Origin of the sequence: Bradyrhizobium sp. KBS0727 (genome assembly GCF_005937885.2) — a bacterium.
Classification (GTDB): Bacteria; Pseudomonadota; Alphaproteobacteria; order Rhizobiales; family Xanthobacteraceae; genus Bradyrhizobium.
Genome location: NZ_CP042176.1, coordinates 4,932,310 through 4,954,925 on the forward strand (window position 1 = coordinate 4,932,310; position 22,616 = coordinate 4,954,925).

At 59.2% G+C, this 22,616-nt stretch carries 18 protein-coding genes; 8 read left to right on the forward strand and 10 right to left on the reverse strand.

Annotated features, from left to right (window positions below):
* The first annotated feature begins 90 nt into the window (after positions 1-90).
* A complete protein-coding gene (locus tag FFI89_RS23245) occupies positions 91-2,157 on the forward strand; it encodes an acyltransferase family protein (protein ID WP_168213004.1) in 2,067 nt (688 codons plus the stop codon).
* A 410-nt stretch (positions 2,158-2,567) separates the two neighbouring features.
* Complete coding sequence (locus FFI89_RS35245) at positions 2,568-2,702, forward strand: hypothetical protein (RefSeq protein ID WP_256379149.1); 135 nt, start codon at positions 2,568-2,570, stop codon at positions 2,700-2,702.
* A gap of 23 nt (positions 2,703-2,725) precedes the next feature.
* On the opposite strand, the gene FFI89_RS34735 is transcribed toward FFI89_RS35245, so the two are convergent.
* On the reverse strand, positions 2,726-5,125 hold the full coding sequence (locus FFI89_RS34735; RefSeq protein ID WP_210249022.1) for an NF038122 family metalloprotease: 2,400 nt from the start codon (positions 5,123-5,125) through the stop codon (positions 2,726-2,728).
* 448 nt (positions 5,126-5,573) lie between these two features.
* On the opposite strand from FFI89_RS34735, the gene FFI89_RS34530 reads away from it, so the two are divergent.
* Positions 5,574-5,747: a hypothetical protein gene (locus FFI89_RS34530; protein WP_168213005.1), complete on the forward strand. Its 174-nt coding sequence runs from the start codon at positions 5,574-5,576 to the stop codon at positions 5,745-5,747.
* A 110-nt stretch (positions 5,748-5,857) separates the two neighbouring features.
* On the opposite strand, the gene FFI89_RS35250 is transcribed toward FFI89_RS34530, so the two are convergent.
* A complete protein-coding gene (locus FFI89_RS35250; protein ID WP_256379150.1) occupies positions 5,858-5,989 on the reverse strand; it encodes a hypothetical protein in 132 nt (43 codons plus the stop codon).
* A 412-nt stretch (positions 5,990-6,401) separates the two neighbouring features.
* On the opposite strand from FFI89_RS35250, the gene FFI89_RS23255 reads away from it, so the two are divergent.
* On the forward strand, positions 6,402-6,920 hold the full coding sequence (locus FFI89_RS23255; RefSeq protein WP_138829951.1) for an NUDIX domain-containing protein: 519 nt from the start codon (positions 6,402-6,404) through the stop codon (positions 6,918-6,920).
* A gap of 521 nt (positions 6,921-7,441) precedes the next feature.
* Positions 7,442-8,635, forward strand: a complete 1,194-nt coding sequence (locus tag FFI89_RS23260; protein WP_138829952.1) for a CaiB/BaiF CoA-transferase family protein — start codon at positions 7,442-7,444, stop codon at positions 8,633-8,635.
* Positions 8,636-8,754: 119 nt separating this feature from the next.
* Here the strand turns inward: FFI89_RS23260 and FFI89_RS23265 are convergent, their stop codons facing one another.
* On the reverse strand, positions 8,755-8,991 hold the full coding sequence (locus tag FFI89_RS23265; protein ID WP_138829953.1) for a hypothetical protein: 237 nt from the start codon (positions 8,989-8,991) through the stop codon (positions 8,755-8,757).
* Positions 8,992-9,788: 797 nt separating this feature from the next.
* On the reverse strand, positions 9,789-10,622 hold the full coding sequence (locus FFI89_RS23270; RefSeq protein ID WP_138829954.1) for a hypothetical protein: 834 nt from the start codon (positions 10,620-10,622) through the stop codon (positions 9,789-9,791).
* Between the two features lie 450 nt (positions 10,623-11,072).
* On the opposite strand from FFI89_RS23270, the gene FFI89_RS23275 reads away from it, so the two are divergent.
* Positions 11,073-13,391 (forward strand): lysylphosphatidylglycerol synthase transmembrane domain-containing protein, encoded by a 2,319-nt coding sequence (locus tag FFI89_RS23275; RefSeq protein ID WP_138829955.1) that lies wholly within the window; start codon positions 11,073-11,075, stop codon positions 13,389-13,391.
* Positions 13,392-14,239: 848 nt separating this feature from the next.
* Here FFI89_RS23275 and FFI89_RS23285 read toward each other — a convergent pair.
* The 4 genes from FFI89_RS23285 to FFI89_RS23300 all read right to left on the reverse strand — a co-directional run bounded on the left by FFI89_RS23285 (position 14,240) and on the right by FFI89_RS23300 (position 18,372).
* A complete protein-coding gene (locus FFI89_RS23285) occupies positions 14,240-15,757 on the reverse strand; it encodes a tripartite tricarboxylate transporter permease (RefSeq protein WP_138829956.1) in 1,518 nt (505 codons plus the stop codon).
* Between the two features lie 21 nt (positions 15,758-15,778).
* The gene (locus FFI89_RS23290) at positions 15,779-16,321 is read right to left on the reverse strand and encodes a tripartite tricarboxylate transporter TctB family protein (protein ID WP_138829957.1); all 543 of its coding nucleotides are present in this window, start codon (positions 16,319-16,321) and stop codon (positions 15,779-15,781) included.
* A gap of 72 nt (positions 16,322-16,393) precedes the next feature.
* On the reverse strand, positions 16,394-17,488 hold the full coding sequence (mtnA, locus tag FFI89_RS23295; protein WP_138829958.1) for an S-methyl-5-thioribose-1-phosphate isomerase: 1,095 nt from the start codon (positions 17,486-17,488) through the stop codon (positions 16,394-16,396).
* On the reverse strand, positions 17,485-18,372 hold the full coding sequence (locus FFI89_RS23300; protein ID WP_138829959.1) for an S-methyl-5'-thioadenosine phosphorylase: 888 nt from the start codon (positions 18,370-18,372) through the stop codon (positions 17,485-17,487). The genes mtnA and FFI89_RS23300 overlap by 4 nt, the downstream gene beginning before the upstream one ends.
* A gap of 91 nt (positions 18,373-18,463) precedes the next feature.
* Here FFI89_RS23300 and FFI89_RS23305 point away from each other — a divergent pair, with 91 nt between their 5' ends.
* Positions 18,464-19,114 carry a class II aldolase/adducin family protein gene (locus tag FFI89_RS23305; protein WP_138829960.1) on the forward strand — a complete coding sequence of 217 codons (651 nt, stop codon included), beginning with the start codon at positions 18,464-18,466 and terminating at the stop codon, positions 19,112-19,114.
* 38 nt (positions 19,115-19,152) lie between these two features.
* On the opposite strand, the gene FFI89_RS23310 is transcribed toward FFI89_RS23305, so the two are convergent.
* Positions 19,153-20,127, reverse strand: a complete 975-nt coding sequence (locus FFI89_RS23310) for a Bug family tripartite tricarboxylate transporter substrate binding protein (RefSeq protein WP_371722526.1) — start codon at positions 20,125-20,127, stop codon at positions 19,153-19,155.
* Positions 20,128-20,349: 222 nt separating this feature from the next.
* The gene (locus tag FFI89_RS35255) at positions 20,350-20,484 is read right to left on the reverse strand and encodes a hypothetical protein (protein ID WP_256379151.1); all 135 of its coding nucleotides are present in this window, start codon (positions 20,482-20,484) and stop codon (positions 20,350-20,352) included.
* Between the two features lie 845 nt (positions 20,485-21,329).
* Here FFI89_RS35255 and wecB point away from each other — a divergent pair.
* Positions 21,330-22,475 carry a non-hydrolyzing UDP-N-acetylglucosamine 2-epimerase gene (gene wecB / locus FFI89_RS23315; protein ID WP_138835595.1) on the forward strand — a complete coding sequence of 382 codons (1,146 nt, stop codon included), beginning with the start codon at positions 21,330-21,332 and terminating at the stop codon, positions 22,473-22,475.
* Positions 22,476-22,616: the final 141 nt, after the last annotated feature.

A 22,616-nucleotide genomic window follows, 5' to 3' on the forward strand; every position in this document is an offset into this window, starting at 1 on the left:
GACACAGTTTCAAGGCTTAACCGGCTGGTTTCGACCCGATACGGGATATACAGGCTGGCAGACCGAACAACCGGAGTGAGTGGAAGCTGGATGTTAAAAGCATTTTTGGACCGATTCGGGCGAGCCGGCAGGGTGAGTGCGGCAACTCTTGGCGGCATTACTTACCGACCCGAAATCGACGGTCTGCGCGCCGTCGCGGTGGTCTCGGTTCTGTTTTTCCACGCCCATCTTCGATTTGCCGGCATCGAGCCCTTCAAGGGCGGCTATCTTGGCGTCGATATCTTCTTTGTCATCTCCGGCTACCTGATCGCCGGCATCATCTTCAGCGACCTCGACGGGGAATCGTTCTCACTCGCTCGCTTCTACGAGCGTCGCGCCCGTCGCATTTTGCCGGCGTTGCTGCTCGTTATTGCAGCCAGCGCCATCGTCGGTCTGCTGTTCATGACCCCGGAGCCAATTTCCCAATTCGCGCGCAGCATCTTCGCGGTCATCTTCTTCGTCGCGAACATTTTTTTCTACCAGCGCGACAATTATTTCTCCGAGCCGAGCGATCTGACGCCGCTGCTGCACACCTGGTCACTTTCGGTCGAAGAGCAGTTCTATGTTTTTTTTCCGCTACTGATGATCCTGATGTGGAGATTTGCCCGAAGGTCGCTGGCGCTCGTTCTGATCGCCGGCGCCGCCGTCTCGTTTTCCCTAGCGCTGCACACTGACAAGACCGATCCTTCCGCGGCGTTCTATCTCCTGCAAAACCGGGCCTGGGAGATCCTGACCGGTTCGGTTCTGGCCAGAATCGAGCAGGCGCGTGCGCGGCCGACATTCGATGCGATCGCACGGATGCTGCCAGCCCTTGGGCTAGGCCTGATCTTCGCGTCTATATGTCTACTCGGGGCCCAGGAGACTTCCGTGGGGTGGAACACCGTCCTTGCGGTATCCGGCACGGCCCTGATCATCCGCTTCGGAGAGGGAGGCGACCTTGTCTCCCGGCTGCTCGCGACCCGTCCACTGGTCGGCCTCGGTCTTTTCTCCTATTCACTTTATCTCTGGCATCAGCCCGTATTCGCCTTCACGCGACTGTTTCTCATCGACGCACCCGGCAATTTCATATCCTGTGTTCTGATCTTGACGTGTCTGGTCCTGGCCTATCTGAGTTGGCGATTCGTGGAGGTGCCGTTCCGCAACCGCACCACTGTAACGCGCCGGAAGCTTGTCGTCGCGGTAATCGGCATATCGGCAGCGCTTCTGGTTCTTGCCGGGTCCAGCGAATTCACCGGGGGCTTTCCGCAGCGCTTCTCGGCCGATCAACTTGCCTTGCTCGCACTCAAACCGCAGCGCGGGACCGCCATCGCGGACGGCCGGGACTGCCGGCGGCAAAGCATCGACGACGCGTGCGTCATCGGTAGGCCGCATACCGCCCCGACATTCGCCGTCCTCGGCGACAGCCACGCAGAGACGCTCACCGGGCCGCTTAACGATTTGTTCTACGAACTATCCATCGCTGCCTACGTCTATGCCTATCCAGCATGCCCCTTCGTTGCAGGCGTCGAGACGGTGGGGAAAAAAGCGCCCTGCCTCGAGTTCCAGGAGAACGTCTTCGCGGCGCTTCGGCAGCACCGCATCACCAGTGTGATCATCAACGACCGCAGCACCGCCTATATTTCGGGTACGACCTTCGACAACGGCGAAGGTGGCATCGAACCCGGGCCTCTCGCCGCCATCCGGCCTGTCGGCTTCACCGGAAGCGAAGCCGAACGCATGAGCCGTTCGGCGGAAGCGCTGCGCGCAACACTGTTGCGCGTGCTGGAGATGGGCATTACGGTCTATTATATCTTGCCGGTACCGGAAGTGGGTTGGCACGTGCCGAGAACGCTCGTCAAGCTGATTGCGCAAAACAGACTACCGCTGACGACAAGCCTGCAACGATATCTTGAACGCAACCGGGTCGTTCTTGGGATAGCTCGCGACATCCAGGATGAAACAGGATTCGTGCCTATTTATCCTCAACGGGTGTTCTGCCGAACGGACACGGCGCGCTGCTACACCCACGACGGCGCCACCATTTTCTACACCGATACCGACCACCTCAGCCGCGAGGGCGCCGAAAAGCTAGTTGCCGTCATAGCCCCGGAAATCAAATTCCGGCTGCACGCGCCCTAGCTAAGTGGCTCGGGTAACTCGCCCAGCACCCCGGCGGACGACTTCAGAACGCGCGGATCAATTCAATCACGGTGTGCTGGTGATTCGACGTAATCCCTGCAAACATCGGCAGCGACAATATCGTGCCCTGCTGAGCGAACGCGTTGGTAAACTGCTCGGGAGGACAGTTGAGCCGGCTGTAGACCGCTAGGAACGGCAAGGCGGACGGGTAGTTGACCGCGGTCTGTACCCGATGGCCCCCAGATGCGCCGCCAGCGCATCGCGGCGGCCATGCCTGATGGTATAGAGGTGATACGGGAACGGTCCGCTCGGATCGCAGGCACCACGACGTCCTCGATCTGGTTGAGGCCAGCGTCATAGACCTTCCCGGCCTGCCGGCGCGCCTCGGTCCAGTGAGGCAATGCGGCAATTTGGCCGACAGGATCGTCGCCTCCATGGCGTCGAACCGGCTGTTGATTCCCTCGATACGCGGCCTCTGGGCGAAGCTCATGGCGCTGCTACGAATGGCGCTTTCGCTGAAGGAGATTGGCGACGACGGCGTTTGACCGATTCAGCTGGTCGCCGAGCGTCAATGCAGCAGCCAATCGGGCAAAGGTGGACTACCCGCCGCAGGTTGATAGGCGGTGTCAAAAATCAGTTGATCGATGGCCGCCGACGGCTGCGGCCCCGTGGCCGAGGCTGGTGACGCGGTAAAATGGACCGGGCTGCTCCAGGCGGTGCCATCGGACACCACCGCCCAGATTTCGTGAGCGGCGGACACTGACTGAATCGTCGCCGCGGCGAACTGCGCCTGCGTGACTTCGACCGGTGCGGCTCCCGGCGCCAGCAACATGCCATTGACCATTACCGCTCCTGTCGAATCCGAGGAAACATCCTGGATGCGCCAGTGGAACGCCTGGTCACCGTCGGCGTCGCTGTATTGTAGCTGCGCACTCAACGCAGAGGCCATCATGCCGTGCGTTTCCTGGAGATTGGACGCCGTTACCACCGGCGCATGGTTGGCGGCGGGCGCTGACACGGTAAAATGGACCGGGCTGCTCCAGGCGGTGCCATCGGACACCACCGCCCAGATTTCGTGAGCGGCGGACACTGACTGAATCGTCGCCGCGGCGAACTGCGCCTGCGTGACTTCGACCGGTGCGGCTCCCGGCGCCAGCAACATGCCATTGACCATTACCGCTCCTGTCGAATCCGAGGAAACATCCTGGATGCGCCAGTGGAACGCCTGGTCACCGTCGGCGTCGCTGTATTGTAGCTGCGCACTCAACGCAGAGGCCATCATGCCGTGCGTTTCCTGGAGATTGGACGCCGTTACCACCGGCGCATGGTTGGCGGCGGGCGCTGACACGGTAAAATGGACCGGGCTGCTCCAGGCGGTGCCATCGGACACCACCGCCCAGATTTCGTGAGCGGCGGACACTGACTGAATCGTCGCCGCGGCGAACTGCGCCTGCGTGACTTCGACCGGTGCGGCTCCCGGCGCCAGCAACATGCCATTGACCATTACCGCTCCTGTCGAATCCGAGGAAACATCCTGGATACGCCAGTGGAACGCCTGGTCACCGTCGGCGTCGCTGTATTGAAGTTGCGCGCTCAACGCAGAGGCCATCATGCCGCGCGTTTCCTGGAGATTGGACGCCGTTACCACCGGCGCATGGTTGGCGGCGGGTGCTGACACGGTAAAATGGACCGGGCTGCTCCAGGCGGTGCCATCGGATACCACCGCCCAGATTTCGTGAGCGGCGGACACTGACTGAATCGTGGCCGCGGCGAACTGCGCCTGCGTGACTTCGACTGGTGCAGCTCCCGGCGCCAGCAACACGCCATTGACCATTACCGCTCCTGTCGAATCCGAGGAAACGTCCTGGATGCGCCAGTGGAACGCCTGGTCACCGTCGGCGTCGCTGTATTGAAGTTGCGCGCTCAACGCAGAGGCCATCATGCCGTGCGTTTCCTGGAGATTGGACGCCGTTACCACCGGCGGATAGTTCACCACCGCAAGGTGGAAGCCGAGGGCATCCATAAGTGCCTTGTCGGCAGCCGTAAGCCTCTGAAGCGTACCGCCGGTATAGTATTCGTTGAACGGATCGGTGCCGCCCTGCACGCCGCTGTTGAGGAAGTCGCTCGGGTCCGAATTCTGGCCGAAGTCGGCCAGTTTCGTGTTGCCGCCATCGAGCGAAAAGTAGGCGGCCGGCGCGGTGCTGGCACCGTTGATCAGCTGCGTGCCGGAGTTCGTGAAGCGGTACAGATCGAAAATATCGGGCGAGCCGCTGTACGGCGGACCATAGGGGACCCGGCCCATCGCGTGGGTCAGTTCGTGCAGGGCAACGCCGACCAGCAGGCTCGAATTGATGTCGGTGGCAAAGGTGGCGCTCCCGTCGTCGGTGGTGGTGTCGTTGGCGCCCAGGAGCCCGAACAGCTTTAACTGCGCATTCCAGACCGCGACCTTGGATTGCCCCTGGACTGACGATCCGATCGGCAAGGCATTGAAAGTCGTGTCGCTCGGCGTTTCGCTGTTGATCAGATCGGTCCTGACCGAAGAATAGCTTTCGTACAGGCCGTTATCGGGGCCGGCGGCAGCCCCGCCGCCAGTGCCGCTGTAGTCGATCTTGATGTTGACCGTGATCTTGTCCGATATCGCTGAGGTCAAAATCGACGCCGCCTGCTGGATACCCGCCCGGAAGCTCGCAGGCGCTGCCATGGCCGCCGCATCGAATTGGAGATTGATTGTGATGCCGCCCGAGGTCAGCGAGGTCGTGGTGATGGTGCCGCTCTGGGCGCTGGAGGATTGGACGGCTTCGCTGACGAGCGCTGGGCTCGCGGCGGGAGTGTTGACCGGTCCATTCCCGGACGGGGTTCCGTGATCCTTGACGGTTGGAAGCGAGAAGAGCGCATAGATCTGGTCGCCGTCCAGATTGAGAAAGCGGTCGGAGGGATCGTCCAGGTCAGTGACGAATTTCGACCTCATCGCTTAGCCTTTGGTCTTCCACAACAATTCAGGTCGTCCAGGGGCAAGCATGTTTTCGGTACGCTAAAGTGCTCGAATGGGGTCACCGTCAGTCGCGATAGGTTAACTCTTTTATTCCGCGCCTTCCGGTGCCGATATAATAATGCTTCGCCCACATTAATTTGTGGTTTCGAACCACCGTTTAATTCGACGCGCTCGTCCCGTTCAGGCGACGGAAACGGTCCTCCAACGACGGTTAAGGGTCTCTGAACGCATCACGCCATCGCGTCAGGCCGAACCACCCCGTTTCCGGTACTCTCCTGGCAAGAAAGAATACTGAAATGCCTCTTGGCGAGAATCCCATTAAATTTGAGCTGTATTTGAACGGCCAATACTGAACCCAGATACGCCCTATCCGTCCCGGCGTTCCCAGAATGCCTTTCCTGCGCGCCTCGCAGGCCGCTTCACCGTGCTCGATCTCACCCGCGTCCCTTCCGGGCCCACCTTCGTGCTGCAAAAGGCGGACTGGAGCGCCAATGTCATCAAGATCGATGCGCTGCTGGAAGGTGCGGCTGGCGAGCAACCAGGCGGCCCGTCCCAGGGCTCGACTTTCAGAATTTGCACCGCAACAAACGCGCTATGACGCTGAACTTAACGGACCCATCGGCCTCAAAGTGTTCACGCACTAGCGAAACAGGCCGAAGTCATGGTCGAGAACTTCTGCCCTGATATCAAGCCCAAGCTCGGGATCGACTATGAAAAATGCGCCAAATCAACCTGCGGATCGTCCATGACAGCATCTCCCGCTTCGAAAGGACGGTTCTGATCGAAGCGGCCGGGCTTTGATCGGATCGCGCATGCCATGGGCGGACTGATGTCGGCCACCAGCGATCCCGGCAGAAACTCCGTAGCCGACCTCGCAGTCGCGGGCTGTTGTGCGCCAGAGACACTTCTCACCGCTGGGAACAGGGACTAGGACCAGTTGGTACAGACCTCGCTGCTGCGGGCAGGCCAAGCTTCGTGCCTTCCAGGCGGCCTGCTGGCTAACGAAAAAGGATGTGGCCAAGCAGGCCGGCAAGACCATCCGACAATATTCCAAACCAATAGCAAATCCTGTACATCTCAGCCTCCAGATCGAAGAAGCAGCTCGCAAACTTTCGACCGACTAATTTGTCTAGCAACTACTGGAACGATCGCGTGTTGCGAGACGTCCCGGTTCGCTTAGCTGTATGGTGGTGGCGCTGGGACAGCCGTAGCTGTCGCCCTAAATGCAGAGGGTGAGAAGGATCAATTGGAAATGCCAAAAAGACCTCAAGACGAACTCAATGAGATTTCGTTTAACTTAGTTTTGGACAAGTTTACTCGACGCGCCGCAACAGCACGGAAGGACGAACAACGCCAAAATCTTCGCGAGATCGCAGCCGCTGTAATCTTCGACACATCGGATCGCTTGCTCCTGCAGTTGCGAGACGATAAGCCGGATATCCTCTACCCGGGCAAGGTCGCCCTGTTTGGGGGACATCGGGAGGGAGACGAGACCTTTCTGGAATGCGTTGTTCGCGAAATTCACGAAGAGCTTGGTTACTTCATCCCTCCCGCACGGTTTGAAAAAATCGCTCAACGCTCCGGCCCGGACTTTGAGATACCTGGTGGCACATTTTGCGCAGAGTTTTTTGTCGTGCGTGACGTTCCAGCTGAGCAGCTCATTGTTACTGAAGGCACACTAAAAATCGTTGAGCTTAACGATCTTCCCGCGATTGTGGGCGAACTGACACCTTCCGCACTGTTTGCGCTGACAACTCTTGCACTCACTTGATCAATACGCACGATTCGGGATCGTCGGTAGGTTCGACCCGCGGCGAATTGAGGCGAGATCATCAACTTTAACAAAGGTATATGCGGATAGCTCGCCGGACGCCCGACATCGTCGACTTATCATATCTTTTCGTTCACTGATTTCGGCTGGCCGTATGCGCGTTATTTTGACGACAGTGTTTTATTTAAACCTCTGGGCTACCACTGCTAATGCACAGTACGCCGGTACGGTCCCCCGGGCACCAGCGCAATTCTTCCCGGGCAGAGTCAACGAAAAATGAGGCCAGAAGCACTGTCGTAAATTGGGTAAGGGGCTGCTCTCCGACGGCCGCAACCAAGTCTCGCGGTTTTTCATATGGACGATCAACTCTTCGACTTGGCAAATCGATAGCCTCGATCGATTGCGCGATCTAGAAACGTTATGGCGATTGCCCACGTGACCGCCGGTTGGAATTCAAGGCCAAACTGTATAACTCAGATGGCAGCAGATCTTGTCCGCATTCGAAAAAAGAAGGTTTCTCAATGCCTTTCCCACGCGCCTCGCAGGCCCTTACCCGCTTCACTGTGCTCGATCTCACCCGCGTTCGTTCCGGGCCGACCTGCGTGCGGCAACTGGCGGACTGGGGTGCCAATGTCATCAAGATCGATGCGCTGCTGGAAGACGCCGCTGGCGAGCAGCCAGGCGGCCCGCGCCAGGGCTCGGACTTCCAGAATTTGCACCGCAACAAGCGGGCGATGACGCTCAATCTGAAGGACCCCAAGGGCCTCGAAGTGTTCAAGCGCCTCGCCGAACAGGCCGACGTCGTCGTCGAGAACTTCCGCCCCGACGTCAAGGCCAAACTCGGGATCGACTATGAGAGCCTGCGCCAGATCAATCCGCGTATCGTCTACGGCAGCATCTCCGGCTTCGGACAGGACGGGCCCTATCACAAGCGGCCGGGCTTCGATCAGATCGCGCAGGGTATGGGCGGGCTGATGTCGGTCACCGGCGCGCCGGGCGAAGGGCCGATGCGGGTCGGCATCCCCGTTGCCGACCTTACCGCCGGGCTGTTCTGCGCCATCGGCATCCTGACCGCCCTTCTGGAGCGCGACGTCTCCGGCCAGGGCCAGTGGGTGCAGACCTCGCTGCTGCAGGCCCAGATCTTCATGCTCGACTTCCAGGCTTCGCGCTGGCTGATGGAAAAGGAAGTCGCCAGGCAGGCCGGTAACAACCACCCGACCAGCATTCCGACCGGCGTGTTCAAGACCTCCGACGGCTACATCAATATCGCCACCACCGGTGGGCGGATATGGGAGCGCTGCGCGCAAGCGATCGGCGCACCCGAACTCGTCACCGATCCCGATTACGCCACTGCGCCGTTACGCTCGAAGAATCGCGATGCGCTGAACGCAGTGATCGACAAGCTGACGCAGGAAAAATCCACGGAGACATGGGTCAATGAACTGAACGGCGCCGGCGTACCCTGCGGCCCGATCTATTCGATCGACCAGATGTTCGACGATGCCCAGGTCAAGCATCTCGGCATCGCGCAACACGTCCCCAATGACGAGAACCGGCACATCCAGTTGGTCGGCCAGCCGGTGACGCTGTCGCGCACCCCGAGTTCGATGGCCGCACGTCCGCCGGAATTGGGCGAGCAGACCGAGGAAGTGCTTGCCGAGTTCGGCTTCGGCAAGGACGAGATCGCGGAGCTCCGCCAGCGCAAGGTGGTGTGAACTGCGTTAGAATCTGGGGCGATCGATATCAATAATACCTCTCGAAAGAAATGGTATGCCTACTAATTTGATCAGGGTTCCAGGAATCCATATTGGCGACGCCGCCTTCCATTAAGTCGTCAGCCGTAATTTTTATCAAATCCGCCGGCGACGAAGTCGTACTGATCGACATCTTGCCGGGTGTCAGCACCACCTTGATGGTCCATCGCGCGTGGGGAGGCAAGGTTTGAACGTGGGGGCAACTTTGCCGTCGGTCTGGCGGCATAGCGCGATCCAGCTTTGTGATCTAAGGCGAGCGATATTGCCGGGGTGCTGATCGCATTGTCGGTGCTCTGGTCGACCTCGCTGGCGGGCATTCTCGGCGTGGAGTTCCGCGCTGCGCGAACGTCATCATCTTAGTCAGACGCGGATGGCTGCTTTACGACGCTCGCTCGTTTCCGCGACTCGAAGAATTCGATCAGCTCGCACATAGTGATCGATATCGCCGGCCGCGCTACATTGAGTATGTCAAAACCGGCTGGAAGGTCAGCTGGAAAATGGACGAGGGACATCTAAACTTTGAGATCTCGGTGTTAAAGCGCAAGTTGCGCTACCGATAGATTGACTCATAAATTGCAGGATGCCGAGTGCAGCCCCTTATCGCGGTCACCGCGGGCATCTCTTCCTGCGATGTCGCCACGCTACAGTTGTTCAAAAGCCTCGTGTGAGCACCAATGAGCGTCATCGACGCGTCGACGCTCCTGGACCTGATCGTGAATGATGTTGACGAGAAATGTCTCTGTGCCGAGCGATCGACCCGAAATGCCGGTGGCTACGGCCCTCACACATGTCGTCCATCCGCCGTATTTGGCTGGGACCGGAAATGAGACACTGATGTCGTTCGGCATTGCGGTCACCATGAAAATTTTAGAAATGCCGTCGCGCACAACGCGGTGTACATCGGGCGGCCGCTCCGTCTCTTGCGGAGGGGCCTTCTGTCGAAAGGACTCTGGTACGTAGGTCACCTGACTATCGACGGCGCCGCAGCCGAACAAAGGGACGGCTAGGCCAATCACGAAGCAAGCATGGCTAGGGCGCATCCTCGAGCCTATCGAGTTCGATCAAGACGATCTGACTTCTTTCCAGAGCGAGTGTCAGTCCGCACACCAACACGCTAAGCAACACGCAGCTCCGATAATGCACTGTTCGGTGATTTTGCGACGTTCCTATTTGCTCGCCTTTGGCGCCAAGAATGGCGAAAGATTGCGCCAAAGATCATCAACCCAACGGATCCAATCGCCAACGACAGTAGTTTCGCGAGCAAGCCTTTTGGATCTGGCTTGTTCGGAAGCGTCGGCCGAACGAGAACATCTTCAAGACTTGTTCCTTCCAGGTAATTCCTCAGCTGCCATAGCTTGCTTTTCTTCGCCGCAATATCTGAAACGAGAACCGCTAGGGCGCGCGCATACAGTTCGCCCTCGCCTCCGTCCTTCACCCGGTTTGTATTGCCGGTCAATGTCGTAGCGAGAGCCTCAAGGTCACTTTTCGCTTTCACCAACGTTTCTAGCTGCTGCAGAGCTTCCGCCCTTGCCGATCCAGTAGGTTTGGACGCCGTCAGTATCGTTTCAACGATATTGTTGAGCACGGCTTGGGCTGCCGTTGGCGATTGATCAGTAAACGTGAGTGTATACAACCCCGAGCCAGGATTAAGTTCAGACGATAGAGTGATTGCGGAAGCCAGAGATTGTCGGCGACGTTCAACGTCTAGCACCTCATCAGGTGGATTAACTTTTCGCGCCACGGGGTCAAGGATCACTTCGGTCGTAAGGATAGCTTTGCCGTGGGCCGACAGCGGCAGCACGGAATGCGAAGAATATGTTGTCGGCAGAAGTAGCAAAAGAGACGCTGTACCCACCGTAAAAAGGGTGATTGATCCAGTTAACACCAACTTCCAACACGAAAAAATCAAAGCTGCTCTATTCAAAAACCAATCAAAATCGTCTTCCATTCGCCGCCGCTCCCAATGCGCACTCGAACCTGCTCATGTACAGCTCTGATTCCAACCCAAAGTAACGCCAAATATACGCCGTTGGGCTGGATGCTCGCAATGGTATATGTGCAGGGGAACACACTACTTTCGACGCTCGAACGGAACTCTTCGGGACAGCCAAAACCTAAGCGCGAACCGAACTAGGCTCGGGCGAAAACTATCCTTTCTCCGCCTGCTCGTGTCTTCCGCCTCGAGGACGGCTTCGGCGACCGACAGCCCGCCCATTGGACGATGCTACTTAGCTCGCCTTCCCGCGATGGTTACGTGTCATCCAATGGAGCAAATGACAAATCCAACTGACTGGCACAGCCAGAAAATCCGCTTGCCAACGCTGCCGCAAGCAGAAGGGCCTGGAGTGCAGATGCGTTTCAAGCTAATGGAACTAATGACACATATTTGCATGCAAGAATGATAGCCAGAAAATCGCTCGCGATCGGGCTGCTGACCCTAATTTACCTAGGCTCGCTTGCTTACTACCTAAGCTTGGATGGCATTATCGCATCAACTATGCGAATTTCGAAGGGCGCGATACTAGCCGCGCTGGGGTTTGTAATTCTTGCACATCTTTTAGCGTTCTGGAGGTCGGCTTCCGTTCTAACCGCGCTTGGACATTCAGCGGATCGCCGAAGTCTCCTGCTCGCCTTTTCCGCAGGAAACATAACAAACCTATCGCTCAACGTATTTGGGCAAAGCGTTTCACGAGCGCTTGTTCTCGCAAAAGCTGGGGTTCCGTTCAGCGCCAGCGTTATTGGGACGTATATCGAAAGGATACTTGCCGCCGGCATCTTATTTGCGCTCAGCCTTATCGCGCTGTGGGTTTTATTTCATCAAATTTCTGTCGACTACGATGGCGGCGCGGGCGCGATCCTGTCCACCGCGATTGCGGTAGCCATCACCATGGCGGTCGTGGCCACAACTCTTTATCGGCGGCAGATCCCCTTACGTGCTGCGCAGTCAGCACGATGGTTAAAACGATTATGGTTGCCTGCAGCTATTACGATTTGCGCTCACGCAATGGGCCTGGCAGCCTATCTGACCCTGCTCTCTTCGAGCGAGCCCGCGTCGATCTCGTGGACGATCGTTGCTGCTGTCACAATCATCATGTTCATCACGAGTCTGCCGATTAGTTTTGCAGGTTTCGGATTGCGAGAGTTGAGCGCAGTGAGCACCCTTGCCTTAGTTGGTGTAAAACCGGAAATCTCCTTCGCTGTGGCGCTGCTTATTGGATTGCTCTACATCTGCGTCACTGGACTGATCAGCGCCGTTGCAATCACTATCATTGTTCGGGATCGTATGAGAGGTACTGAGCCTACGCCCACTGGTCCGGGCGTTAGGCTGTTCGAGAACACACGCGTAGATAACCACGTTATCAAAGTGCTCGCGATCGCATGTTCCGTTCTCATGTTTTTTCGAGTAAACACACAAGTCGCAAGTAGCGACGTGCTGGTGAATATCAACCTTGCTGATATCGTCGTCTGCGTTGCCCTTTCTGTAGTTACTCTCATGGTGGGGGTCGGCCGTTTAACCGCGCTGTTTCCGCGCTTGACTGCTTTCGCTTTAGCTTCGTTAACGATCGCCATCATCACCGGTCTCTTAGTCTCCTACGCGCGATCAAATTTGGGCAACTGGGCAACTTATACCAGAGGCGTTGGCTGGCTGCTCATGCTCGGATACGTCTCTTTGGGCGCTGCTTATGCCAAAGTCTCGGGTCGAGGTGGACGAGATCTAATCATCAAGGCCTTAATCCTCGCGGTAGTAACGATTTGCGTGCTGCAACTCGGATTGCTTGCTGTGACGTCATGGTTTTATCCGCTGCCAAAGTATCTTTTGTCGGTCCCCCTTCAGGGGTACGCCAACAATGAAAACGCATTCTGCTTTGAGCTCGCGAACGCTGTCCTTCTCCTCATCGTCGCTCGCTTGTTGGGAGTATTCAATCGGCAGCTGATCCTTTGTTACTTAGCTATGACGATCATAGCGCTGACCGTCTATTTCACCTCGTCGCGAACGGGGGCCATCTTTATTGTGCTCATGCTGTGCTTCGATGCAGCTTTGTGGTGGGCGCCTCTCCGAAATTCTTTTTTCCCTTGGGTAAAAGCTGCGTCTTTGACGACGCTATGTTTGGTCGTTGCGACCATTGCGCTGGTGGCATACATGCATACCCCAATAGAGAACAACACACCCTTTGCTCCATCGAGTATTCCGGCAAAAGCTGGCGTCACAAATCAACCCACAATACGAGCACTGTCAGAACGGCTTCGACTGCCCCAAGAATCCGACAACGAGCGTTGGGCTACCATTGTAGCGGGCTTCCGGTACTGGGCAGAAAACCCGCTTCTTGGTGCCGGCATCGGCGCTCAGTACGAGCAATCGAAGCGCGAGGCTCCGAAGGCGCAAGGCATCCATTCCATCTTCGTTGCTTTTCTCGGTGAAACCGGAACATTAGGCTTCTCAGCTCTAGTTCTCGCATCCGTGTGTTTAGCGATACAGGCATGGAAGTTAATTCAAGAAACTGGCGACAAGCCTTGGGGTATACTGCTATTTGGCGCCATGATGTTGATGTTAGTCGGTGGCATTGTTCAAGACTTTTTCTATCAGCGCGTTTTTTGGTTCACACTTGGCCTTGGATCTGCTGGGGGAATGCGCGGGTCATCAGACTTACTTAGCGACCGAATTTATCTCGGGTGTGTGATTTTGTTCGGGCTCGTAGTATTCGCAATTAGGTTCTAAGGTGCCCTGAGACATATCTCTTAACGTCATAGCCCGGCTCTCTAGTATATGCGTTAACAACCGTACCGAGTATGCCGACGGCAAAGCAGTAGAGAAGCCCCTGCGTCACTGTGGACAGATAACTACTAAAGAGTGAGCCAACGATACTCTGCAATACTGCCTGACCCCAGATACCGGCAAAATGGCCACCGACAAACGTGGAAAAGTGCACGGCCCACATAGCCAATCGCAAGATTGCCTCCAACGAGGCCGACCTGAATCGCAATTGCGAGAAATTGATTGTGTGGATCAGGAGTCGCCTCACTATAAGGGGACGGCCTCAACACTTTCAAGGATTGGTACAGCGATTTAGTGCTTTCGACTCCGTTACAAGGCCGGGAGTCTTGGGGCGGAGCCCGGCGGCTAAGTTGCTGAAAAAGGAAAAGAAGCCGTTGGTGCCCAGCTCAATTCGCGGATGGGGCGATCTCAGTTCTGCTGGAAGCAGGCAGCATTCGCAAGTGTTACGAACACGGCTGGACACAAGACCCGGCCGATCCGCACGCCGTGAGCGCATCTTCGAAATCGTCCGCCAGAATACACCACCTGGGGTCTCGTCCGACGCGGCCGGCATTGCGATCGAGGAAGTCCTCGACTCGATCGGCGATACCTGCCCAGAATGTCCGCCCGAAGACTAAAAGAACTGGCGAGCACAAGCGTCGGTGTCGACGTCGCTTAGGAGCGTCGGCCGACGTACAGCTCGATGTCGTGCGTGCCGCAGGGATGGCCCGCGCCGCATCGGCGCCCTCGGACCTCTGTGCCCAGTTGGCCGGCAGATAACTTCATTTTCCCAGAAAAATTTCTATGCACCCCTATCCGTGTGCCTTAGCCGGCCGCAGCATTCGCGTGACGCTACCAAACGCCTTGTCGATCACAGGCCAGAACAGCAGCACGATGGCCAGCGTCGTGATCGAGCCGACGAGGCCGTTCGACCAGAACACCTTCATGTCGCCGCCGGAGCCGATCATCGACAATCGGAACGCGTCCTCGGCGCGGTTGCCGAGCACCAGAGCCAGCGTGAACGGCGCCAGCGGAATACCAATCTTCTTGAAGGCGTAACCGACGACGCCAAAGCCGAGCATCAGCCAGATGTCGAACATCGCGTTCTGGATCGCGTAGGCGCCGATCGCGCAGGACACCACGATCATCGGGGCGACGGCGGCGAACGGCACCCGCAGAATCGAGGCAAAGATCGGCACCGTCGTCAGCACCAACACCAGTCCGACGACGTTGCCGAGATACATCGAGGCGATCAGACCCCAGACGAAGTCCTTGTGCTCGACGAACAGTAACGGCCCCGGGTTGAGACCCCACACCATCAGGCCGCCCAGCAAAATCGCCGCGGTGCCGGAGCCGGGAATGCCGAGTGCGAGCATCGGCAGCAGCGCTGCGGTGCCGGATGCATGGGCCGCGGTTTCCGGCGCGAACACGCCCTCGATGCGGCCCTTGCCAAAGCTGTCCGGGTCCTTGGAAAAACGCTTGGCGAGGTTGTACCCCATGAATGAGGCTGCGATGGCCCCGCCCGGTGTGATGCCGAGCCAGCAGCCGATGAACGACGAACGCAGCAGCGTCACCCAGTATTTCGGCAGGTCCTTCCACACCGACAGCACCACGCGAAGCGAGATCCCGGCAGCGTGGCCGCGCAGCGCCAGGCGCTCCTCCATCGTCAGCAGGATTTCGCTGATGCCGAACAGGCCGATGACCGCGACCAGGAAGTTGATGCCGCGCAGCAGTTCGGTGGAGCCGAAAGTCATGCGCAGCTGGCCGGATACGGTGTCCATGCCGATGCCTGCGAGCAGCAAGCCGAGCGACATCGAAATGACGGTCTTGTGCTTGGCCTCGCGGCCGAGGCCGACAAAGGAGCAGAAGGTGAGCAGATAAACCGCGAAGAATTCCGGCGGCCCGAATTTCAGCGCGAACGACGAGATCATCGGCGCCAGAAACGTGATCAGCAGCACCGCGACCAGCGAGCCGATGAAAGACGAGGTGAAGGCCGCCGTCAGCGCTTCCGCCGCCCTGCCCTGTTGCGCCATCGGATAGCCGTCGAAAGTGGTGGCGACCGACCAGGCTTCGCCGGGAATGTTGAACAGGATCGAGGTGATGGCGCCGCCGAACAACGCGCCCCAGTAGATGCAGGACAGCATCACGATCGCCGAGGTCGGATCCATGGTGAAGGTCAGCGGCAAAAGGATCGCCACGCCGTTGGGGCCGCCGAGGCCCGGCAGCACGCCGACGAAAATGCCGAGCACCAGCCCGACCATCATCAGCAGCAGCGTCTTCCATGTCAGGAGCACGGCAAAGCCGTGCACGAGTAGACCGAAGGCTTCCATTATTCAGGTCCTGTCGATCTGTTAGTGGCCAAAGGCCGCTTCGAGCGGCCCCTTCGGCATGATGACGTCGAAGGCGATGTCGAAGGTCAGGAACATCACTGCGGTGAAGATGACGGCGGTCAGCAGCGACTTCCACAGGGCGATCTTGCCGACCATCCGCATGAAGCCCGCAATCAGGAGGAAGCTTGCGACATAGAGCCCGAGATATTGCGTGGCGAGGCAGAACAGGAACGTCGGCACGAACACCGCCATGACCCGGCGAAGCTGTGCCCGGGTGACGAAAACTTCCGCGGCTTCCTTGCGCGACAGGAAGGCCGCCGCGAGGCCGTAGAGGCTGGCGCCGCCGAGGATCACGCAGAGATAGAACGGAAAATAGCCGGGCTGCGGACCGGTCGAATCCCAGGCAGCCCCGGTACGCCAGTTGTCCCATCCGAGCGTCACCGCGAGCGCGAGCAACAACAGCGACACCACGACGTCGACGATGCCGGTAGACGTCACCGCCAGCGAATCCGCCTCCGGCGCGGTCGGGTCATCGACGACAATTTCGATATCGGTATTGGACATGGATCACGCTTATCCCGGCAAGTATCGTTCGGCAGAGGGGATAGCGTGCTGGTATACCAAGCGTCAATGATATCAGGCGCGGTCCGGAAACGCGCTCGCAAGTGCAGCACGATCGGGCCGCAACACGCCGCGCTCGGTGATCAGGCCCGTCACCAGCCGGGCCGGCGTGACATCGAAGGCATAATTGGCGACCGGCGAACCTGCGGGCACCACGCGCACCGTTTCGATGCGGCCGTCGGCGGTACGGCCGATCATGGTGGCGACCTCGTCCGCGGCGCGCTGCTCGATCGGGATCTGCCTGATGCCATCGTCGATACTAAAGTCGATGGTCGGCGACGGCAGCGCAACATAGAACGGAACGCCATTGTCGTAGGCTGCGAGCGCCTTCAGATAAGTTCCAATCTTGTTGCAGACGTCGCCATTGGCGGTCACTCGGTCGGTTCCGACGATCGCGAGATCGACCATGGCGTGCTGCATCAGATGGCCGCCGGTGTTGTCGGCGATCACTGTGTGCGGGACGCCGTGGTGGCCGAGTTCCCAAGCAGTGAGCGAAGCGCCCTGATTGCGCGGCCGGGTTTCGTCGACCCAGACGTGAATCTTCAGGCCGCGATCATGCGCCAGATAGATCGGCGCCGTCGCGGTCCCCCAATCGACCGTCGCCAGCCATCCGGCGTTGCAATGGGTCAGGATGTTGATCGCCTCGCCCGGCGCCTTGGTGGTGGCGATCGCCTCGATCAACGCCAGACCATGCTGGCCGATATCGCGGTTGATCGCGACATCCTGTTCGGCAATTTCCGCCGCCCGAGCATAGGCGATGGGCGCGCGCTGGGAAGGCGGCGCCGGCTTGATCGCGTGCGTCATTTCATCGAGCGCCCATTTCAGATTGATGGCCGTCGGCCGCGTCGCGATCAGCAACTGGTAGGCACGGTCGATGCCGGCGTCGGAACGATCGTCGCGCATCGCCAGCGCCATGCCGTAGGCGGCGGTCGCCCCGATCAACGGCGCCCCGCGTACCAGCATGGTGCGGATCGCCTCCGCTGCAGCCTGAGCGGTCTCAAGGCGCGCAATCACGAACTCATGCGGCAGGCGCCGCTGGTCGATCGCTCCCACCGACCAGCCGTCCGGTTCCAGCCATATGCTGCGGAAATGCCGGCCGTCGACCTTCATGAGCGCAACACCCGCCCGGCCACCGCGTCGAGCTTCTTCAACAGGGCCGGATCGCGCACATCCGGCGCGGTAATCAAGGCTGAGTCAAGCGCCCGGTCGGAGCCGATCGGGCATGGCTCGTGTTGGCGTGGAAAATCGCGGGCGAGACGCGCAACCAATCCCCTGGCTTTCTCGGCATTCGAATTCAACACGCGAATGATATCCTGGACGGTAACGGCATCATGATGCGGATGCCAGCAATCGAAATCGGTGACCATCGCCACGCTGGCGTAACAGATCTCGGCCTCGCGGGCGAGTTTGGCCTCTGGCATGTTGGTCATGCCGATCACCGAATAGCCCTGCGCCTTGTAGGTCAGGCTCTCGGCGAGCGAGGAGAACTGCGGGCCTTCCATGCAGACATAGGTGCCGCCCTGCACCGCCGCGATGCCTTCGGCCTTGGCGGCCGCCGCCAGATGCATGTGCAGCCGTGGCGACACCGGATGGGCCATCGAGACATGGGCGACGCAGCCCCTGCCGAAGAAAGAGCTTTCGCGCTTGTGGGTACGGTCGACAAACTGATCGACCAGCACGAACGTGCCGGGCGGCAGTTCCTCCCTGAACGAACCGCAGGCCGAGAGCGAAACCAGGTCGGTGACCCCTGCCCGCTTCAGCACGTCGATATTGGCGCGGTAGTTGATGTCGGAGGGCGACAGTACATGTCCCTTGCCGTGCCGCGGCAGGAACACGATCGGCAAGCCCGCGATCACGCCACGCGTGAGTACCGCGGATGGCTCGCCCCAGGGGCTTTCGATTCTCTCGTCGCGGACGTCCTCCAGCCCCGGCAAGTCGTAGATGCCGGATCCGCCGATGATGCCAAGAACAGCATGGGTAACGGCACTGGTCATGGGTACTCCCGATCAACTCGTCGCAGCAGATGTTCGACTATACTGCGACGCAATAATCAAGCATTCTCCGCAGGGTACAAGGGACCTTGAAATGCCGACCACGAATGACAGGGACAAGCGCCAATCCATCATCGACGCCTGCCGCAGCATGAATGCACTGGGAATCAATCAGGGCACCTCGGGCAATATCAGCCTGCGCCATGACAGCGGCCTGCTGATCACGCCGACCAGCGTGCCCTACGAGACGATGCAGCCCGAGCAGATCGTGTTCATGAGCCTCGACGGCTCGCACGATCCCTCCCAGCGCCCGTCGAGCGAGTGGCGGTTTCATCTCGATATCCTGCGGGCGCGGCCCGAGGTCAACGCCGTGGTCCACGCGCATCCGCCCTATTCGACGATCCTGGCGATCATGAATCTCGAGATACCGCCGATCCACTACATGATTGCCTGCGCCGGCGGCGACACCATCCGCGTCGCGCCCTATGCGACCTTCGGCACGCAGGAGCTGTCGGCGCACGCGGTCGAAGCGCTCGAAGGTCGGCTCGCCTGCCTGATCGAGCATCACGGCATGATCGCGGTCGGGCCGTCGCTGTCTAAGGCGATGTGGCTTGCGGTCGAGGTCGAGGCGCTGGCGCGGCAATACCACGGCTGCCTGCAAATCGGCGCGCCGCGGTTGCTTCCGAAGGAGGAAATCAAGAACGTTCTCGGCAGGATCGCAGGATACGGTCCTGGCGACAAGTGACGTAGCCGGAAATCGGCCGGCGCGGCAGGCCGACGGCCTTACTTCGCGACGAATCCCGCTTCGTTCATCAGCGAGGCATTGAGCTTGTCGTCGTCCTCGAGGAATTGCACCATATCCTTGCCGGTCAAGAAGATCGGCTTCAGCGCCTGCTTCTCCATGTAGTCCTTGTACTCGGCCGTCTGTGTCACCTTCTGGAACAGGTCGACATAGAACGCCTGCTGTTCCGGCGTCACCTTGCCGGGCAGGAACATGGCGCGCAGCATCAGATACTGCACGTCGAGCCCTTCCTCCTTGCAGGTCGGGATGTCGTTCCAGGATTGCGTCTCGGTGACCTTGGTCTTGTAGGCGATGCGCTCCTTGTCGAACACGCAGAGCGCGCGGACCTGGCCGGCGCGCCAGACCTCGAGATTCTCAGAGGGGTTGTTGACGTTGGATTCGGTGTGATTGCCGACCAGTTGCGTCGCCGCCTCGCCGCCGGACTTGTACGGCAGGTAGGAGAATTTCGCGCCGGTCTTCTGCTCCATGAAGACGGTCAGCACGTGATCTTCGCGCTTGGAGCCGGTGCCACCCATCTTGAACGGCGAGCTCGCAGCCTTCGCGGCCGCGATGAACTCCTTCACGCTCTTCGGCCCCTCCGCGTTGTCCCACAACACGAACTGATCGAGCGCGATCACCGACACCGGGGTCAGTTCGCGCCAGTTGAAGGGAATTTTCGCCGACAACGGCAACATGTAAATCAGGGAGTACGCGATCAGCACCTTGTTTGCGTCGCCGTCGCTGGATTTCATGTACATCAGCGCTTCGGCGCCGGACGCACCACCCTTCAGCGACACCACGATCGGCTGCTTCATCAGATTGTTCTTCTGGATCGCCGCCTGCATCATGCGCGCCATCTGGTCGGAAGCGCCGCCGGCGCCCGCCGCGACCACGATTTCGACCGGCTTGATCGGCTCCCAGGCGGCAAAAGCCGGCGCGCTGGCGATTATGGCCGTCAAGGCGGCCGCGGCTCTCAGAATATGTCCCACGCGCTTCTTCCCTATGTCATTGTTCTGTTTGATAAAATTGGATCGAATTCCCACCCTATTGTGCGGGGGAATGGCGCTGAGTTCAAGCCGGACCGCAGCCGCTGCGCTATGACTTTCGCATGAGACGGCAAAGCGCGGTTCAAAAAAGCGCGGGCCCGCCTTGAGCCCGCGCGACTGGTCGAATGCTAGGTCCGGGATCCGCTCACACGATCAGGAGATCGTGTAACGATAGAGCGCGAGCTGGTCCGAGGTGCGCGGCAGGCTCTGGCCGACCATGAACTGTTCGGTGCGGAACAGTCCGATGCCGGCGTGGTCGGTGTCGTCGATGTGCGGCAGGTCGATCACGAGGCCAGCGTCAGGGTATCGCCTGCGCCGAGGAAATCGAGGTCCTTTCCTTGAACCGCCGTTCCCCGTGCCGCTCGTGGCGAACTAACGCACCGCTCGCTTGAATCGGAGGGTGTCGGCTCTGCCATGACACTATTCTCCGATGAGGGATCCGGGCTACACCCGTCTCTTCGGCGATTTCACGTACGGACATCACCGTAAAGTCCAGCGCGTCTGGTAGCCCTGAGACCGATATGATGATGGTGCACTGATCGTCCCATGCGCCGCCACGAGGCACCGCGAAATAGAGCCGGACCAGTCAGTCCCGATCGGCTCAACCTTTCGGATTTCGGTGCTCACGAATTCTGGGACGCGGCGGTTCCTATGATGCCCCCCGTTTTGTCGGCACCAACGCCGGCCGAAGCGTAGAAGATCAGGCACTCCCCGGCGTTGCGCTGGTACCAGTTCGCGACACTCACTTACCAACGGTAAGCTCAATAGTGAATCTCGCGTAAAGCTTGATATCGAAATGCAGAATTTAACGAGTCCGGTCTCTTAGAATAACAAGATTATTGTTCCTGCAGATGGACTGCGGGGACGAAATGCTTACCTTGAGCGAATTACAAATCGAAAGCTTGCATTGTCACGCGATTTGCGACGAAATTGGCGGGCGACTGAGCTTCCTCCTTCGCCCACAAATGGCCAGCTTCCAATTCGGCTTAAAATCCTGATGGATCATTTTGCTGATCAAGATCGATCGCCCGCCCCATCCTTTGTGCCCGATCTTCATGAAACAATTTGGGAGCCCTTAACAATTTCGAGGGCGGCTTGAAACGGTGAGAAAAACACGCAACATCTTGGTCTTCATGGGCACGCGCCCGGAAGCGGTAAAGCTCGCCCCCGTCGTGGCAGCGCTGCGCAGTTCCAGCGACTTTCATTGCACTGTGGTGGCGACAGGCCAGCACAAGGAGATGTTCCGTCAGGTCGCCGATACCTTCGGCTTCGCGGTCGACGCCGACCTCGACGTGATGCGACCCAACCAGACACTGGCAGGACTGACCGCCAGACTCATGACCGGCATCGACGGCTGGCTGGAAACGGCACAGCCGGATATGGCGCTGGTACAGGGCGACACCACCACCGTCCTTGCAGCATCACTCGCCTGCTTCTACCGGCGCATCCCGATCGGTCATGTCGAAGCGGGGCTGCGCACCGGCAACATCTGGTCGCCGTTCCCCGAGGAGGCGAACCGCAAGCTCGCCACGCCGCTGGTCGCGCTTCACTTCGCGCCGACCGAGGGTGCGCGCGAGGCATTGCTCCGCGAGCACGTTCCGGAAGAAATAATTTCGGTCACCGGCAACACCGTCATCGATGCCTTGCGCATCGAAGTGGCACGCCAGGCCGCCGACCCGGCGATACGCGCCGGTATCGACACTGAGCTGAGCCAGCTTCTCGGCGCCGACTGGGCGCAGGTACCGACCGTGCTCATCACCGGACACCGCCGCGAAAATTTTGGCGACGGCATCGAACAGATCTGCCGGGCGATCGTCATTCTGGCCGAGCGATTCCCGGATCATCGTTTCGTCTACCCGGTCCATCTCAACCCCAACGTCCAGACGCACGTCAACCGGCTGCTCGGCGGCCTGCCGAACGTGCGGCTGATCGCGCCGCAGGGCTATCGCAACTTCGTAGCGCTGATGGCGCGCAGCAAGCTGGTGCTGACCGACTCCGGCGGCGTTCAGGAAGAAGCACCCTCGCTGGGCAAGCCGGTGCTTGTCATGCGCGACACTACCGAACGTCCCGAGGGCGTCACGGCCGGCACCGCTCTTTTGACCGGCCCGAATGCACCCGCCATCGTCGAGCACGCGGTACGGCTGCTGACGGATGAAACGGCCTACCGGCTGATGGCTACCGCGAGAAATCCATACGGAGACGGGCACGCCGCCGAGCAGATCGTCGAGCGGATCCGCAACTATCTGGCAACCGAGCATCCACGACACCGCCGCGATTGAGAAGGGCTGGCCGTGTAAACTTGAGTCTGGCACATTCACGGCCGCGATGCGCCCAGTGAAGTAGGCAAAATTGAAACACCATGATTGCATGACGGAGGCCACGTGGGCATTACACCGCATGGCCTCAGCCGGGACTGTCCG

Bases quoted from the DNA above. Each gene is read 5' to 3' on its own strand.
- FFI89_RS23285 (WP_138829956.1), bottom strand. From the start codon at position 15,757: ATGGAAGCCTTCGGTCTACTCGTGCACGGCTTTGCCGTGCTCCTGACA.
- FFI89_RS23260 (WP_138829952.1), top strand. From the start codon at position 7,442: ATGCCTTTCCCACGCGCCTCGCAGGCCCTTACCCGCTTCACTGTGCTC.
- FFI89_RS23275 (WP_138829955.1), top strand. From the start codon at position 11,073: ATGATAGCCAGAAAATCGCTCGCGATCGGGCTGCTGACCCTAATTTAC.
- FFI89_RS23270 (WP_138829954.1), bottom strand. From the start codon at position 10,622: ATGGAAGACGATTTTGATTGGTTTTTGAATAGAGCAGCTTTGATTTTT.
- FFI89_RS23300 (WP_138829959.1), bottom strand. From the start codon at position 18,372: ATGACCAGTGCCGTTACCCATGCTGTTCTTGGCATCATCGGCGGATCC.
- FFI89_RS23290 (WP_138829957.1), bottom strand. From the start codon at position 16,321: ATGTCCAATACCGATATCGAAATTGTCGTCGATGACCCGACCGCGCCG.
- wecB (WP_138835595.1), top strand. From the start codon at position 21,330: ATGGGCACGCGCCCGGAAGCGGTAAAGCTCGCCCCCGTCGTGGCAGCG.
- FFI89_RS23265 (WP_138829953.1), bottom strand. From the start codon at position 8,991: ATGCCCGCCAGCGAGGTCGACCAGAGCACCGACAATGCGATCAGCACC.
- FFI89_RS23245 (WP_168213004.1), top strand. From the start codon at position 91: ATGTTAAAAGCATTTTTGGACCGATTCGGGCGAGCCGGCAGGGTGAGT.
- FFI89_RS23305 (WP_138829960.1), top strand. From the start codon at position 18,464: ATGCCGACCACGAATGACAGGGACAAGCGCCAATCCATCATCGACGCC.
- FFI89_RS34735 (WP_210249022.1), bottom strand. From the start codon at position 5,125: ATGAGGTCGAAATTCGTCACTGACCTGGACGATCCCTCCGACCGCTTT.
- mtnA (WP_138829958.1), bottom strand. From the start codon at position 17,488: ATGAAGGTCGACGGCCGGCATTTCCGCAGCATATGGCTGGAACCGGAC.
- FFI89_RS23255 (WP_138829951.1), top strand. From the start codon at position 6,402: ATGCCAAAAAGACCTCAAGACGAACTCAATGAGATTTCGTTTAACTTA.